This window comes from Ensifer sp. SSB1 (assembly GCF_016652895.1).
Lineage (GTDB): Bacteria > Pseudomonadota > Alphaproteobacteria > Rhizobiales > Rhizobiaceae > Ensifer.
This window is the reverse complement of record NZ_JAEPRP010000041.1, coordinates 29,722-44,384: the sequence shown is the minus strand read 5'-3', so window position 1 is coordinate 44,384 and position 14,663 is coordinate 29,722. Positions and strand designations below refer to the sequence as shown.

The window sequence follows — 14,663 nt, the reverse complement described above, 5'->3', positions numbered from 1 at the left end:
GTCGGCGCAGCGGTTGGTTTCGCTCGCCATGTCCGAGCGGCTGATCAAGGTCCGGCTCGACCATCCGATTGCCGCATGCCTCGAGGCGGCCGCCGGTCTTCGCGACAGATACGGGCTGAAACATGTCGAGGTGGTGCCGAGCGATCCCGGTTCGACTTCGACGACCGTCGGCATCGCCGAGGCAGGAGCGGCAGAGATCGAGCGCTGGCTGAAGTCGCCGGAGCCGCAGGTGCTGGCGATCGGCACAGGCCGCACATTGAAGGCAGCCGTCGACCAGTTGCCGCCGATGGAATGTCCGCAGCACCGCATCGTGTCACTCACCGGCAATATCGGCCTCGACGGCTCGGCCGCCTATTACAACGTCATCTTCAGCATGGCCGATGCGGTCAAAGCCCGGCATTTCCCGATGCCGTTGCCGGTGCTTGCCGCTTCGGCTGAGGAGCGGGAGGTGCTGCACAGCCAGAGCCTGGTGCAGGTGGCGCTGAAGCTCGGGGCCGAAGCCAATGTCGCCTTCGTCGGCGTCGGCGAACTCGGGCCCGATGCGCCACTCTGCCAGGACGGGTTTCTGGCGCAGGAGGAGATGGCCGACCTCACTCGGGCCGGGGCGGCGGGCGAGATCTGCGGCTGGATGTTCGATCATGACGGCGCGCTGCTATCCGGCAGCTTCAACGAACGCGTCGCGTCGGTGCCGCTTCCCTCGCGGGACAAGGCGTCGGTGATTGGTCTTGCCAAGGGCCGGCGCAAATATGAAGCCCTGAGGGCGGCCGTGAAGGGCGGAATCATCAACGGCCTCATCACCGATGAGGCGACGGCGAGCTATCTGCTCAACGCATGATCGCAATATGAAACGATTGAAAGGGCCGGCCGACGCGCCGGCCCTTCGCGTTTGCGCAACGAAAAAATCGGCAATCAAAACAGTCTTCTAATGTTCCTGTGTGCAGCGCAGCAACGATTGCACATTGACATTTTGTCACGGGAAGTGAGTAATTGCTCATGAGCGAGGCAAATGCTCATTTCTTCTGGGAGGAAGTCGATGAACTTGAGAACTTTCCTGCTGGGCACGTGCTCGGCAGTCGCACTGTCGGGTCTGGCCCAAGCAGAAACCCTGACGATCGCGACCGTGAACAACGGCGACATGATCCGGATGCAGAAGCTGACGGAAGATTTCACGTCCAAGAATCCGGACATTCAGCTCGAGTGGGTAACGCTTGAGGAAAACGTGCTGCGCCAGCGCGTGACGACCGATATCGCCACCAAGGGCGGCCAGTACGACATCATGACGATCGGCACCTATGAAGTGCCGATCTGGGCGAAGCAGGGCTGGCTGCTGCCGCTCGACAATCTTGGCGCCGACTATGATGTCGACGACCTGCTGCCGGCGATCCGCTCGGGCCTCACTATCGACGGCAAGCTCTATGCAGCACCCTTCTACGGCGAAAGCTCGATGGTGATGTACCGCAAGGACCTGTTCGAGAAGGCGGGGCTGACGATGCCCGACGCACCGACCTGGGACTTCATTGCCGACGCGGCGCGCAAGATCACCGACAAGAACGCCGAAATCTACGGCATCTGCCTGCGCGGCAAGGCCGGCTGGGGCGAGAACATGGCCTTCCTGACGGCGACCGCGAACGCCTTTGGCGCCCGCTGGTTCGACGAGAACTGGAAGCCGCAGTTCGACCAGCCGGAGTGGAAGAACGCGCTCGACTTCTACGTCAAGCTGATGAACGACGCCGGACCGCCCGGCGCCTCCTCCAACGGCTTCAACGAGAACCTGTCGCTGTTCCAGACCGGCAAGTGCGGCATGTGGATCGATGCGACCGTGGCTGCGTCCTTTGTCACCAACCCGAAGGAATCGACGGTTGCTGACAAGGTCGGTTTTGCGCTTGCTCCCGACACCGGGCTTGGCAAGCGCGGCAACTGGCTCTGGGCCTGGAACCTCGCGATCCCCGCGGGTTCGCAGAAGGTGGCCGCGGCCGAGAAGTTCATCTCCTGGGCAACCGGCAAGGACTATCTGAAGCTCGTCGCCGACAAGGAAGGCTGGGCCAACGTACCTCCGGGCACGCGCACCTCGCTCTACGCCAACCCCGAGTACCAGAAGGCGGCGCCGTTCGCGAAGATGACGCTCGACTCGATCAACGCGGCCGACCCGAAGAACCCGGCGGTGAAGCCGGTTCCCTATGTCGGTGTGCAGTTCGTGGCGATCCCGGAATTCCAGGGTCTCGGCACGGCGGTGGGCCAGCAGTTCTCGGCAGCGCTTGCAGGCCAGATGAGCGTCGACCAGGCACTTGCCAGCGCCCAGCAGCTCACCGAGCGTGAGATGACCAAGGCCGGCTACATCAAGTGAGGCTCCCAAGGGCCCGGGGTGCTGGCCGCAAATGGCCGGCGCCCCGGTAATTCTCCTTCGGGCGGCTCTCCTGGAGGAATTTCCGCGGCGCGCGCGGCGAGCCCACGCGCGCCCGGTCCGAGCTCTCGAACAAGCGTTGAATTCCATCATTTGGGGGACGCCATGGCGACCTTGCACACACGCTCCGCCGCGCGGCTGATGATCGCGCCTTCGGTGCTTCTGCTTCTGGCCTGGATGATCGTTCCCCTGGCCATGACGATCTACTTCTCGTTCCTGCGCTACAATCTTCTGATGCCGGGCATGGAAGAGTTCGCCGGCTTCACGAACTACAAATACTTCCTGACCGATCCCGCTTTCTTCCAGGCGATCTTCAACACGCTGGCGATCGTGCTCGGCGTGCTCTTCATCACCGTCGTCGGCGGCATCGCGTTGGCGCTGCTTCTCGACCAGCCGATGTTCGGGCAGGGGATCGTGCGTATCCTGGTGATCGCGCCCTTTCTGATCATGCCGACAGTGGCCGCACTCGTCTGGAAGAACATGTTCATGAACCCGGTCAACGGGCTCTTTGCCTGGATCGCCAAGCTCTTCGGGCTGCAGCCCTTCGACTTCCTCGCTAATGCGCCGTTGATGTCGGTGATCCTGATCGTCGCCTGGCAATGGTTGCCCTTTGCGACGCTGATCCTCTTGACGGCGCTGCAGTCGCTCGACGAGGAGCAGAAGGAAGCAGCGCAGATGGACGGCGCCGGCGCCTGGAGCCGCTTCATCTACTTGGTGCTGCCGCATCTTTCCCGCGCGATCACCGTCGTCATCCTTATCCAGACGATCTTCCTGCTCTCGGTCTTCGCCGAAATCCTGGTCACCACCAATGGCGGCCCGGGCACACAGAGCACCAACCTGACCTTTCTCGTCTATGCGCAGGCCCTGCTGCAGTTCGACGTGGGGGGGGCTTCGGCTGGCGGCATCATCGCGGTCATCCTCGCCAACATCGTCGCATTCTTCCTGATGCGCATGATCGGCAAGACGCTGGAGGCTTGAGAACCATGGCACGCAACGTCTCCACCCAAAGAAAGATCGTCGTCACCGTCGTCGCCTGGACGATCGGCATCCTGATCTTCTTCCCGATCCTCTGGACGTTCCTGACGAGCTTCAAGACCGAGGCAGAAGCGATCGCTTCGCCGCCGTCGCTGTTCTTCTTCGACTGGACGACGGAGAACTATCACGAGGTGCAAAGCCGCTCGAATTACTTCCTGCACTTCATGAACTCGGTCGTCATCTCCTTCGGCTCGACGCTGATTGGTCTCATCATTGCCATTCCGTCCGCCTGGGCGATGGCGTTCGCCCCGACCAAGCGCACCAAGGACGTCTTGATGTGGATGCTCTCCACCAAGATGATGCCGTCGGTCGGCGTGCTGGTGCCGATGTACCTGATGTTCCGCAACACCGGCCTGCTCGACACCCGCACCGGCCTCGTGATCGTGCTGACGCTGATCAACCTGCCGATCATCATCTGGATGCTCTACACCTACTTCAAGGAGATCCCCGGCGAGATCCTGGAGGCTGCGCGCATGGACGGCGCCTCGCTCTCCAAGGAAATCATCTACGTGCTGACGCCGATGGCGATCCCGGGCATCGCCTCGACGCTGTTGCTCAACATCATCCTCGCCTGGAACGAAGCGTTCTGGACGCTGAACCTCAGCGCTGCCAAGGCAGCGCCGCTCACGGCCTTCATCGCCTCCTATTCGAGCCCCGAGGGCCTGTTCTACGCCAAGCTCTCGGCCGCCTCGACCATGGCGATCGCCCCCATCCTCATACTCGGCTGGTTCTCGCAGAAGCAGCTCGTACGCGGCCTCACCTTCGGCGCGGTCAAATAAGGGATACGACAATGGGAAGCATTACACTCAGCAAGGTTTCGAAGGTCTTCGGCGCCCATGCCGTCATCCCCTCGATCGACCTCGACATCAACAATGGCGAGTTCGTCGTCTTCGTCGGCCCGTCAGGTTGCGGGAAGTCGACGCTGCTCCGGCTGATCGCCGGCCTCGAAGACGTCAGTGACGGTGACATCGTCATCGACGGCAAGAATGCCACCGAACTGCCGCCGGCCCAGCGCGGCCTGTCGATGGTGTTCCAGTCCTACGCGCTCTATCCGCATATGAGCGTGCGCTCGAACATCGCCTTTCCCTTGAAGATGGCGGGCGAGGACAAGGCCGTCATCGACAAGAAGGTAACGGATGCGGCCCGCGTGCTGAACCTCACCGACTATCTTGACCGCAAGCCGCGGCAGCTTTCTGGCGGCCAGCGCCAGCGCGTCGCGATTGGCCGGGCGATCGTGCGCCAGCCGAAGGCGTTCCTTTTCGACGAGCCTCTGTCGAACCTCGACGCGGCACTGCGCGTCAACATGCGGCTGGAAATCAGCCAGCTGCACCAGGATCTGAAGACGACGATGATCTACGTCACCCACGACCAGGTGGAAGCCATGACCATGGCCGACAAGATCGTGGTGCTGAACCGTGGCCGTATCGAGCAGGTGGGCTCACCGCTCGACCTTTACCACAAGCCGGACAATCTCTTCGTCGCCGGCTTCATCGGCTCGCCGCGCATGAATTTCGTCAGCGGTGCGGCGGCTTCCGCCTATCAGACTCATACGATGGGGATTCGACCGGAGCATCTGGCACTCTCCAAGGACAGCGGCGCGTGGCAGGGCACGGTCGGCGTCGCCGAACATCTCGGCTCCGATACGTTCCTGCATGTCAATGTCGATGACGGCATCGGCACGGTGACGGCGCGCGTCAGCGGTGATTTCGCCGTGACGCATGGCGATCGCGTGTTCCTGACGCCCGATCCGCAGCGCGTGCATAGGTTCGACGACAAGGGGCTGGCGGTTCGATGAAACGGCTTGAAGGAAAGAGCGCGCTGATCACAGGGTCAGCGCGGGGGATCGGTCGTGCTTTCGCGGAAGCCTATATCGGCGAGGGCGCCACGGTCGCGATCGCCGACATCAACATCGAGCGTGCGCGGCAGACGGCCTCCGAGATCGGTGCCGGCGCCTATGCGGTCGAGATGGACGTCACCAATCAGGCTTCGATCGATGCGGCAATCGCTTTGGTCGTCAAGGAAACGGGTGGCCTCGACATCCTCGTCAACAACGCCGCACTCTTCGATCTTGCGCCGATCGTCGAGATCACTCGCGACAGCTACGACCGGCTGTTTTCGATCAATGTGGCCGGCACCCTGTTCACGCTGCAGGCGGCCGCAAAGCAGATGATCGCGCAAGGGCGGGGCGGCAAGATCATCAACATGGCGAGCCAGGCCGGACGTCGTGGCGAAGCATTGGTCGCCATCTATTGCGCCACCAAGGCGGCGGTCATCAGCCTCACCCAGTCTGCCGGGCTCAATCTCATCAAGCACGGCATCAACGTCAACGCGATCGCGCCCGGTGTCGTCGATGGCGAGCACTGGGACGGCGTCGATGCGCTGTTTGCCAAATACGAAAACCGCCCGCGCGGCGAGAAGAAGAAGCTGGTCGGTGCCGAAGTGCCCTTCGGCCGCATGGGAACGGCTGCGGACCTGACCGGGATGGCGATCTTTCTCGCTTCAGCCGAGAGCGACTACGTCGTCTCGCAGACCTACAACGTCGACGGCGGCAACTGGATGAGCTGAGCCTGCGCCAGCCGGTGAAGCCTCGAAAGGATACGGGACCATGACGACCAAACTCTCAACTGCCGCCCTCGACACGATCAAGGCCAAGGCCGGCGTGCCGAACTACGACCGATCGCAACTGACGGCTGGCATCGTGCACTTCGGCGTCGGCAACTTCCACCGGGCGCATCAGGCCGTCTATCTCGACGATCTCTTCAACGCCGGCCACGACAGGGACTGGGCCATCATCGGCGCCGGTGTGCTTCCCTCCGACGCAACGATGCGCGCCAAGCTCGCTGCGCAGGATTTCCTGACGACCGTCGTCGAGCAGGACAACAACCGCACCGGCGCCCATGTCACCGGCGCGATGATCGACTATCTGGATCCTGGCGATGTCGCGGCGATCGTCGCGAAGCTCACCGATCCGGCAATCCGCATCGTCTCGTTGACGATCACCGAAGGCGGCTATTTCATCGATCCGGCCTCGGGTGTGTTCAACCCGACCCACCCTGATATCGTTGCCGATGCGCAGAACCCGGCGACCCCGAAGACGGTGTTCGGACTGATCGTCGCCGGCCTGAAGGCACGTCGCGACAGGAACGTGCCGCCCTTCACCGTGATGTCCTGCGACAACATTCCGGGCAATGGCGAAGTCACTCACGCGGCAGTCGCGGGGCTCGCCCGTCTGTTCGACCCGGCCTTCGCCGACTGGATCGAGGCCAATGTCGCCTTTCCGAACGGCATGGTCGACCGGATCACACCGGCGACAGGTGCGCGAGAGATCGGCATCGTCGCCGACGAATACGGCATTGAGGACGCTTGGCCGGTGTTCTGCGAGGAGTTCAAGCAGTGGGTGCTGGAGGATCATTTCCCGCTTGGCCGCCCGGCGCTGCAGAAGGTCGGCGTCCAGTTCGTGCCCGATGTCGCGCCCTACGAGCACATGAAGATCCGCATCCTCAACGGCGGGCATGCGGCGATCGCCTATCCCGCCGCCTTGCTCGACATTCATTTCGTCCATGAGGCGATGGAGGAGCCGCTGATCCGGGCCTTCCTTGCCAAGCTGGAACATGACGAGATCATCCCGGTCATTCCGCCGGTGCCGAACACCGATCTTGGCGACTACTACACGCTGATCGAGACGCGCTTTTCCAATCCGAAGATCGGCGACACGATCCCGCGGCTGGCGCAGGACGGCTCCAACCGGCAGCCGAAATTCATCCTGCCTTCGACCGCCGACCGGCTGGCGCGCGGCGAGGACGTCGTGGGTCTCTCGCTGGTTTCGGCGCTGTGGTGCCGTTACTTCGCAGGCACGTCGGACAGCGGCAAGGCGATCGTTTTCAACGACCAGAGCGCCGACCGGCTGAACAAGGCCGCACTTGCCGCCAAGGACGATCCGATGGCCTTTCTGGCTCTCGGCGATATCTTCGGCGACGTCGCGCGCTCCGACCTCTTCCGCCAACGTTTCAGCCATGCATTGAAAACCCTCTGGGAAAAAGGTACGCGCGCTACGCTCCAGCTTTATCTGGACGACAAGCTCACCGCATAATTCCCTGGGTCGAACGCGGCTCCGGGCATCAAATTATGCGCCAATTCAAAGTGTTGCAGCGACCTTGGCGCGCCCTTGAAAGACGCGCGGCGCTGTAAGGGGTAGGGTGCGATGGCGGACGGTCAGTCCAGGCTGGTGATTTTCGATTGTGACGGTGTGCTGGTCGACAGCGAACCGATCTCGCTGGAGGTGCTGGTGGACGTTCTCTCGGCCGCCGGCGTTTCGATGACCACCGAGGAAGCGACGGAACGCTTTCTCGGGCGCAGCCTGAAGAGCATGTCGGCGATCCTCCACGAGGAATACGGTCTTGCCACCGATGACGCGTTTCTCGAAGGCATGCGCCTTCGCCTTTACGATCGTTTCCGCACCGAACTGCAGCCGATTGCGGGAATTCGCCAGGCGGTCGAGGGGCTTTCGGGCGCGTGCTGCGTCGCCTCGTCCAGCCAGCCGGAACGCATCCGCCTGTCGCTCACCGTCACCGGCCTCATCGACCTCTTCGAGCCGAACATCTTCTCCGCCACAATGGTGAAACACGGCAAGCCGGCGCCCGACCTCTTCCTGCATGCGAGCCGACACATGGGTTTCGCGCCTGAGGATTGTGTCGTCGTCGAGGATAGCCCGGCCGGTATCGAAGCGGCGAAGGCGGCGGGCATGCGGGTCTTCGCCTTTGCCGGCGGTAGCCACGCGCGAACTGACAAGCATCGGCAAAGTCTCTCCGATCTCAGCCCCGACGTGCTGTTTGACGACATGGGTGAATTGTTACAGTTTGTCGGCAGATAGCAGGGATGGAACGAGAGCGGGACGAGGATGGTGTGAGCAATTTTGCGTTCGCATCCCCGCTCTGAGTTATGACAATCGATCGCGGTTTTGACTTCGGGTCGAGCGACCCGAAACGACCGTGATCCAGGGGGCGGGACTTTCATTGATGCGTGAATTCGTCGTTGCGGTCGATGTCGGTACCGGCAGTGCGCGCGCCGGTATCTTTGACCGGAAGGGCATGCTGCTAGCGCGTGCCGACCTGCCGATCGCCATGAACCGGCCGGAAGAAAACCATGCCGAGCATGATTCCGAGGATATCTGGCGCGCCGTCTGCGGCGCGGTCAAGGCGGCGAGAGATAAGGCCGGGATCGCCGCGGAAGGCATTGCTGCGATCGGGTTCGACGCAACGTGCTCGCTGGTGGTGCGCGACCGCGAGGGCAAGCCGCTTTCGGTCAACCGCAAGGGCGAGGCGCGCTGGGACACGATCGTCTGGCTCGACCATCGCGCGCTCGCCGAGGCGGATTTCTGCACAGCGACCGGCCATCCGGTGCTCGACTTTTCCGGGCGCGTCATGTCGCCGGAAATGGAAATGCCGAAGCTGATGTGGCTGAAGCGCAATCTGCCGCAACAGTGGCAGAAGGCCGGCTTCTTCTTCGATCTTGCCGACTATCTTTCCTGGAGAGCGACGGGCAGTGCTGCACGTTCGCGCTGCACGCTGACGGCGAAGTGGAACTATCTGGCGCATGAGAAACGCGGCTGGCAGTCCGACTATCTTGAAAAGATCGGACTTGAGGACCTGCTGGAGCGCGGCGGATTGCCGGAGGAAAGCTTGCCGATCGGAAGTTCGGTCGGGCATCTGAATGCAACGGCAGCGGCCGAACTCGGTCTGGACGAGGGCTGCCAGGTGGCGCCGGGGATGATCGATGCCTATGCCGGGGCGCTCGGCGTCGTCGGCGGCTTCATCGGCAAACCGGAGAAGCTCGAAAAGCAACTGGCGCTGATCGCCGGCACGTCGAGCTGCATCGTCGCCTTTTCCAAGGACATGAAGCCGGGCTTCGGCATGTGGGGCCCCTATTACGAAGCGGTTCTTCCCGGGGCTTGGCTGATCGAGGGCGGCCAGTCGGCGACCGGCGCGCTGCTTGACCATATCGTGCGGCTGCATGGCGGTGGCCTGGAGCCGACGGCGGCGACCCATGGCCGGATCATTTCCCGCGTGCAGGAACTGCGTGCCGAGCAGGGGGTGGCCTTTGCCGATCGGCTGCACGTGCTGCCCGATTTCCATGGCAACCGCTCGCCGCTCGCCGACCCGCATGGTCTGGGTGTCATCAGCGGCCTGCCGCTCGATTCCTCCTTCGACGCGCTTTGCCGCCTCTATTGGCGCACCTGTGTCGCGATCGCGCTCGGCATCCGTCACATCCTGGAGATGATGCGCGAGGTCGGCTACCAGCTCGACACGCTGCACGTCACCGGCGGCCATGTCCGCAATGCGCTGCTGATGGAGCTTTACTGCGATGTTACCGGTTGCCGGGTCGTGGCGCCTGAGGCGCCGGATGCGGTGCTGCTCGGTACGGCAATGGCGGCGGCGGTTGCCGGCGGCATTCATGAGGACCTGGCAGCTGCGGGCACGGCCATGGCGTCGGACGGACATGAACGCCTGCCGAATGCAAGCGCTCGTGACGCTTACGACCGCGATTACCGCCGTTTCCTGGCGCTCTACCGCCACCGCGACGAACTCGACGGAATGCAGTGAACCGGCCAACGGAAACGGTCGGGCCAGGTGCATGGAACTTTTTGCCCCGTCGCGCATTTTGTTTGCGACCGGACGGTGGCGCGCATAGCCCCCAATGCCGCGCCGGAGGCAGACCCGCCGGCCTACAACTCACACTCCCCGAGTGAGTTGCACATACCAGCCAGTGCCTTCCCTCGGCACTGGCTGTCGTGTTTCTGGGGTAGCCGAAGAGATGCTGCGGAACTGTGAAATTGCGGGATGGGCCGGTCGACATGCAATGTGGTCGGTGCGTGCCCTGGCGCGAATGTCAGGAAAGGGCGAAAATATGATTTGGGCAAGCATGATTTGGGGAAGGCCGATCGATTTGCCGCTTAGACGAAGCGTCAAAATGCACGACGGCGCCGAACGCCATTGAAGGCGCACGACGCCGCAGTATTCTGAATTACCTGCATGTTTGCCTTTGACCGACTGCGATCAAAGGAAACATGCAGGTTGCACTCAGGCCGCCGCCTTGGTGGATTCGTTGAAGAACAGCGCCTGGCTGATCAGCGCCTTGACCATATCCGGGTTGAACGGCTTGGTGACCAGGAAGGTCGGTTCCGGCCGCTCGCCGGTCAGGAGTCGTTCGGGGAAGGCGGTGATGAAGATCACCGGAATGGCGCTGGTCTTCAGGATGTCGTTGACGGCGTCGATGCCCGAGCTGCCGTCGGCGAGCTGGATGTCGGCAAGCACCATGCTTGGCCGGGTCCTCTTGTAGAGGGCGATGGCTTCGTCGCGCGTCCGGGCGATGCCGGTGACCCGGTGGCCGAGGCTCTCGACCATCTGTTCGATGTCGATGGCGATCAGCGGCTCGTCCTCGATGATCATGATATCGGTTGCGACCTGACGCGAGATTTCCTGCGAGGCGCGGTCGAGCAGGCCACCGACCTTTTCGGTGGACACGTCGAGAACTTCGGCGGCTTCCTCCGGGCGGAAGCCTTCGACAGAGACGAGCAGGAAGGCCTGACGGGCAAGAGGCGAGACGGTTGCGAGATTGATCGACGCGCGCTGTTCCCAGGCAAAGGGCGAGACCGGTTCCGGCACAAGCACGGACGAGGAACCGAAGAGTGACGTGAACAGCCGGAACAGGCCAACGCGATCATTGCTTGCTTCCGGGAAAATCGACGTGTCGGCGATCAGCGCTTCGAGAACGGCCGCAACATAGGCGTCGCCTGATGTCTGCGAGCCGGTCAGCGCTCGCGAGTAACGGCGCAGATACGGCAGAAGCGGTGCGATCCGCGTGGACAATGTCATAGGGGAACTCCCTCGAAAATCGTTTTACGGTGACGTTCCGAGAACGCTCCTCGTAAAAAAAGGTTCCGTGAGGGAACATTTCAATTTTCTGCTGCGTTATGGCGGCTATGGACACTCGAAGGCGACAGTTTGACAATGAAATATAAAACAGGGGCAGGGCGGACTACCGGCACGACCTTATGGACAGAAGACCCGAATGCGCAGATCGCATCGAAGCTGAAGGCGCTCTATCAGTCCGTTCAGGAAGAGGCGATACCCGCGCGTTTTCTCGATCTTCTGGAAAAACTCGACGCAGCCGAGCAGCAATCGGTACTGCAGGGCAGGGAGTGAGTGCCGGAATGTCGTCCGAAAAGAATGATTTCAAGCGAGAGATGCTTGCCGCGTTGCCGAGCCTGCGTGCTTTCGCCATGTCGTTGATCGGTCGCCACGACCGCGCCGACGACCTGGTGCAGGACACGATCATGAAGGCCTGGGCGAAGCAGGACCATTTCGAGATGGGCACCAATATGAAGGCCTGGCTCTTCACGATCCTGCGCAACGAGCTCTACAGCCAGATGCGCAAGCGCGGGCGCGAGGTGCAGGATACGGACGGACACTTCACGGAGTCGCTCGCCCATCATCCCGAGCAATACGGCTCGCTCGACCTGCAGGATTTCCGACGGGCGCTCGATATGCTGCCGCCGGATCAACGCGAAGCCATCATCCTGGTCGGAGCGTCCGGCTTTTCCTACGAGGAGGCAGCGACGATCTGCGGCTGTGCCCTCGGTACGATCAAGAGCCGGGTCAACCGCGCGCGCCAGCGGCTGCAGGATATCCTGCAGGTGAAAGGTGAAAACGACTACGGACCGGATGAAACCTCGGCTCCGATCACGTCGCGCGCCTTCGTCTCCTGAGGGTAGAATTTCGGGCAGGACACCGTTGCAAAACTGGCGGTGTCCTGCTTTCACTGGCGGCTTGAGCCCAAAGGGACAGGCCGTAACGGCTGGCATCGACTGACGAATGCGCAGTGATGACGATTTTGGGGCGAGACGTTTCCAAGATCGAGCGGGAAGCGGGTAGGCTCTGAGGGCTCCTGATCCCGTTCAGATTGAGAATTGAGACCGTATGCGCGTGAGGACAGAGAAAACGGATCCGCCCGTGACGAGGCTGCTCGACGCGCCCGAGCGTCTTGGCGTTCTGCATGCAACCGTGCCCGATATGGCCGTTCCGGACCGGGACTTCGACGGGATCGTCGAAATCGCCGCAGGACTTTTCGACGCTCCGATTGCGCTGGTGACGCTAATCGACCGTGAATGGCAATGGTTCAAGGCCGCCGTCGGCACCGACGAGACCCGTGCCCCATCCGAAGACGCATTCTGCGCGCATGTGTCGACCGCGGCCGACGCCTGCCTCGTCGTGCCCGATGCTTCGATCGATCCGCGCTTCGCGCGTCACCGGCAGGTCAAGGGGCCGCCATTCTTGCGCTTCTATGCCGGTGCGCCGATCGTGCTCGACGGGCAGGCGGTGGGTACGGTCTGCGTGTTCGACGACAAGCCGCGCTCCGCGGTGTCGCCACCGCTCGTCGATCAGTTGTGCCGGCTGGCCGCGCTCGCTGCGTCCCTGTTCAAGGTCAAGGACGAGGCACGTCGGCGCGCGCTGAAGGAAGCGGCGTTGTCGCGCGAGGAGCAGCGCCATGCGATGGCGCTCGAGGCAGCCAATATCGGCAGCTGGCTGTGGGATATCCGCTCGGGCGCGATCGCCGGCAACAGCGCGCTGAAACGCATGTTCGGGCTCTCGGCCGAAAGTTCCGTCGGTGCGCGGGAGATCTTCGGTGCGATCCATGTCGACGATCGCGGCGCGACGTTTTCCAAGCTTCGCCAGGCGATGAAGGCCGACGACGAATATGACGGGATGTTCCGCATCGGCGATACCGGTCGCTGGCTGCTCGGCCGCGGCCGCGTGCACGACCGGGACAGCAAGGGCAATCCACTCACCTTCATCGGCGTGACGATCGATGTCACTGACCAGCAGGCTTCGGTGCAGCGCACGCGGCTGCTGCTCAAGGAACTCAACCACCGGGTCAAGAACACGCTGGCCATGCTGCAATCGCTTGCGCGTCAGACGCTTCGCCAGACAAGCGACCCAGCCGAATTCATGACCGCCTTTGCCGGTCGCCTGCAGGCGATCTCCGAGGCGCATGGTCTGCTCTCCGATCACGAATGGGGCACCATCCGGCTTGCCGACCTGATCGCCAAGCAATTGCTGCCGCATGTGAGCGCCTATGCGGATCAGATCGAGTTGCACAAGGATGACGTGTCGCTTGGTCCAGACCAGGCCGTAGGTCTCGGATTGGTTCTGCACGAACTTGCAACCAACGCGGTGAAGTACGGGTCGCTGTCCGTGCCGAAAGGAAAAGTGGTGCTGACCGCGCGTAACGTCGTCGAAGACGGCGACACGATCCTGCATCTCACCTGGACCGAGGTCGGCGGGCCGCCGGTGCGCGAACCGAAGCGGCGCGGCTTCGGCACCATTCTCATCGAGCGCAGCTTGGACAAGGTGCTGGGCAGTTCGGTGAAGGTCGAGTATCTGCCTGCCGGGGTCACGGCGCTGATCCGCCTGCCGCTTTGAAAAATCGGGCCTAGCCATCAAGGCAAAGGGCTGATGCGCCTATTAGTCGTCTTGTTTGCGTCCGCGTCGCTTGCCGGTGCCCAAGAGAGCGCCGACGGCAATAGCGGTCGCAACGGCGAGAAGCGGCTGTTTGCGCAGGATGCCTGCCGCCGCAAGGAGCGTCAGGTTGGTCTGCATTTGCGTTCGGCGGCGACGTTCTTCCTGGCGCCGACGGTCACGGTTCTGCAGCGAAATGAGGATAGCGACCAGCACCAGTGCGGTGACGACCAGCGCGACGGCGATCGCTGCGGCCGCCGCGACCGGGGAATATCGCGCGCTGAGATAAAGAAAAGTGGCTGCGAGCGCAAAGACATAGGCCGTGACGAGGAACAGCCCTATGACGCTCCAAAGGGCTGCGTTGCGCTTCACGCGAGAGGCGGTGGCGCCGATGTCGGCAGCCAAGAGGCTCGCGAGCGCGGCCGTCAGCGGTCCCATGCACTACTCCCGTCGTGATCGACACTCAGAAATTCGAGCGGGTTAAGGGCCGCAAACGATGCGCTTCCCCACTCGCTCGGACCGCGAGTTCGTGCCCGCGGTCCTCTGCGATTTGAGGTTAGCGACGAAGCAATGCTGCCACCGCGAGCCCGATCAGGGCGGCGGCGCCGAGTGTGGCGATCGGATGCTCGCGGACCGCGTGTCGAACTTGCTTTTCGGTTCCCGCATACCGGCCGCGCAAGTCGGCAAGCAACTCTTCGCCGCTCGCCAACAGC

The 14,663-nt window shown here is 62.6% G+C and carries 14 protein-coding genes; 12 read left to right on the top strand and 2 right to left on the bottom strand.

Annotated elements, in window-relative coordinates; translation table 11 throughout:
* The 9 genes from I8N66_RS12920 to I8N66_RS12880 all read left to right on the top strand — a co-directional run.
* A partial coding sequence (locus I8N66_RS12920; protein WP_291154204.1) for a sugar-binding transcriptional regulator occupies positions 1-835 on the top strand: 835 nt, incomplete at its 5' end.
* Between the two features lie 198 nt (positions 836-1,033).
* Complete coding sequence (locus tag I8N66_RS12915; RefSeq protein WP_113535633.1) at positions 1,034-2,344, top strand: sugar ABC transporter substrate-binding protein; 1,311 nt, start codon at positions 1,034-1,036, stop codon at positions 2,342-2,344.
* Positions 2,345-2,506: 162 nt separating this feature from the next.
* Positions 2,507-3,379 (top strand): sugar ABC transporter permease, encoded by an 873-nt coding sequence (locus I8N66_RS12910; RefSeq protein ID WP_104668038.1) that lies wholly within the window; start codon positions 2,507-2,509, stop codon positions 3,377-3,379.
* Between the two features lie 5 nt (positions 3,380-3,384).
* Positions 3,385-4,215 (top strand): carbohydrate ABC transporter permease, encoded by an 831-nt coding sequence (locus tag I8N66_RS12905; RefSeq protein ID WP_291154198.1) that lies wholly within the window; start codon positions 3,385-3,387, stop codon positions 4,213-4,215.
* An 11-nt stretch (positions 4,216-4,226) separates the two neighbouring features.
* Positions 4,227-5,231, top strand: coding sequence for an ABC transporter ATP-binding protein (locus tag I8N66_RS12900; RefSeq protein ID WP_223725262.1), 1,005 nt, complete (start codon positions 4,227-4,229; stop codon positions 5,229-5,231).
* Positions 5,228-6,001, top strand: a complete 774-nt coding sequence (locus I8N66_RS12895; RefSeq protein ID WP_223725261.1) for an L-iditol 2-dehydrogenase — start codon at positions 5,228-5,230, stop codon at positions 5,999-6,001. The genes I8N66_RS12900 and I8N66_RS12895 overlap by 4 nt, the downstream gene beginning before the upstream one ends.
* Before the next feature lie 40 nt (positions 6,002-6,041).
* Positions 6,042-7,526, top strand: coding sequence for a mannitol dehydrogenase family protein (locus I8N66_RS12890; protein WP_291154194.1), 1,485 nt, complete (start codon positions 6,042-6,044; stop codon positions 7,524-7,526).
* A 111-nt stretch (positions 7,527-7,637) separates the two neighbouring features.
* Positions 7,638-8,306 carry an HAD family hydrolase gene (locus I8N66_RS12885; protein ID WP_113535628.1) on the top strand — a complete coding sequence of 223 codons (669 nt, stop codon included), beginning with the start codon at positions 7,638-7,640 and terminating at the stop codon, positions 8,304-8,306.
* 145 nt (positions 8,307-8,451) lie between these two features.
* Entirely contained in the window at positions 8,452-10,035 is a 1,584-nt protein-coding gene (locus I8N66_RS12880) for an FGGY-family carbohydrate kinase (protein ID WP_291154192.1), read from the top strand.
* Between the two features lie 477 nt (positions 10,036-10,512).
* Here the strand turns inward: I8N66_RS12880 and I8N66_RS12875 are convergent, their stop codons facing one another.
* On the bottom strand, positions 10,513-11,307 hold the full coding sequence (locus tag I8N66_RS12875) for a response regulator (RefSeq protein ID WP_113535626.1): 795 nt from the start codon (positions 11,305-11,307) through the stop codon (positions 10,513-10,515).
* 135 nt (positions 11,308-11,442) lie between these two features.
* On the opposite strand from I8N66_RS12875, the gene I8N66_RS12870 reads away from it, so the two are divergent.
* From I8N66_RS12870 to I8N66_RS12860, 3 genes are all read left to right on the top strand, one after another.
* On the top strand, positions 11,443-11,637 hold the full coding sequence (locus I8N66_RS12870) for a NepR family anti-sigma factor (protein WP_113535625.1): 195 nt from the start codon (positions 11,443-11,445) through the stop codon (positions 11,635-11,637).
* Between the two features lie 8 nt (positions 11,638-11,645).
* Positions 11,646-12,200 carry an RNA polymerase sigma factor gene (locus I8N66_RS12865; RefSeq protein WP_113535624.1) on the top strand — a complete coding sequence of 185 codons (555 nt, stop codon included), beginning with the start codon at positions 11,646-11,648 and terminating at the stop codon, positions 12,198-12,200.
* Between the two features lie 211 nt (positions 12,201-12,411).
* On the top strand, positions 12,412-13,914 hold the full coding sequence (locus I8N66_RS12860) for an HWE histidine kinase domain-containing protein (RefSeq protein ID WP_291154188.1): 1,503 nt from the start codon (positions 12,412-12,414) through the stop codon (positions 13,912-13,914).
* A 42-nt stretch (positions 13,915-13,956) separates the two neighbouring features.
* Here the strand turns inward: I8N66_RS12860 and I8N66_RS12855 are convergent, their stop codons facing one another.
* Entirely contained in the window at positions 13,957-14,388 is a 432-nt protein-coding gene (locus tag I8N66_RS12855) for a hypothetical protein (protein WP_291154186.1), read from the bottom strand.
* Positions 14,389-14,663 lie beyond the last annotated feature (275 nt).

Bases quoted from the DNA above. Each gene is read 5' to 3' on its own strand.
- I8N66_RS12915 (WP_113535633.1), top strand. From the start codon at position 1,034: ATGAACTTGAGAACTTTCCTGCTGGGCACGTGCTCGGCAGTCGCACTG.
- I8N66_RS12910 (WP_104668038.1), top strand. From the start codon at position 2,507: ATGGCGACCTTGCACACACGCTCCGCCGCGCGGCTGATGATCGCGCCT.
- I8N66_RS12905 (WP_291154198.1), top strand. From the start codon at position 3,385: ATGGCACGCAACGTCTCCACCCAAAGAAAGATCGTCGTCACCGTCGTC.
- I8N66_RS12900 (WP_223725262.1), top strand. From the start codon at position 4,227: ATGGGAAGCATTACACTCAGCAAGGTTTCGAAGGTCTTCGGCGCCCAT.
- I8N66_RS12895 (WP_223725261.1), top strand. From the start codon at position 5,228: ATGAAACGGCTTGAAGGAAAGAGCGCGCTGATCACAGGGTCAGCGCGG.
- I8N66_RS12890 (WP_291154194.1), top strand. From the start codon at position 6,042: ATGACGACCAAACTCTCAACTGCCGCCCTCGACACGATCAAGGCCAAG.
- I8N66_RS12885 (WP_113535628.1), top strand. From the start codon at position 7,638: ATGGCGGACGGTCAGTCCAGGCTGGTGATTTTCGATTGTGACGGTGTG.
- I8N66_RS12880 (WP_291154192.1), top strand. From the start codon at position 8,452: ATGCGTGAATTCGTCGTTGCGGTCGATGTCGGTACCGGCAGTGCGCGC.
- I8N66_RS12875 (WP_113535626.1), bottom strand. From the start codon at position 11,307: ATGACATTGTCCACGCGGATCGCACCGCTTCTGCCGTATCTGCGCCGT.
- I8N66_RS12870 (WP_113535625.1), top strand. From the start codon at position 11,443: ATGAAATATAAAACAGGGGCAGGGCGGACTACCGGCACGACCTTATGG.
- I8N66_RS12865 (WP_113535624.1), top strand. From the start codon at position 11,646: ATGTCGTCCGAAAAGAATGATTTCAAGCGAGAGATGCTTGCCGCGTTG.
- I8N66_RS12860 (WP_291154188.1), top strand. From the start codon at position 12,412: ATGCGCGTGAGGACAGAGAAAACGGATCCGCCCGTGACGAGGCTGCTC.
- I8N66_RS12855 (WP_291154186.1), bottom strand. From the start codon at position 14,388: ATGGGACCGCTGACGGCCGCGCTCGCGAGCCTCTTGGCTGCCGACATC.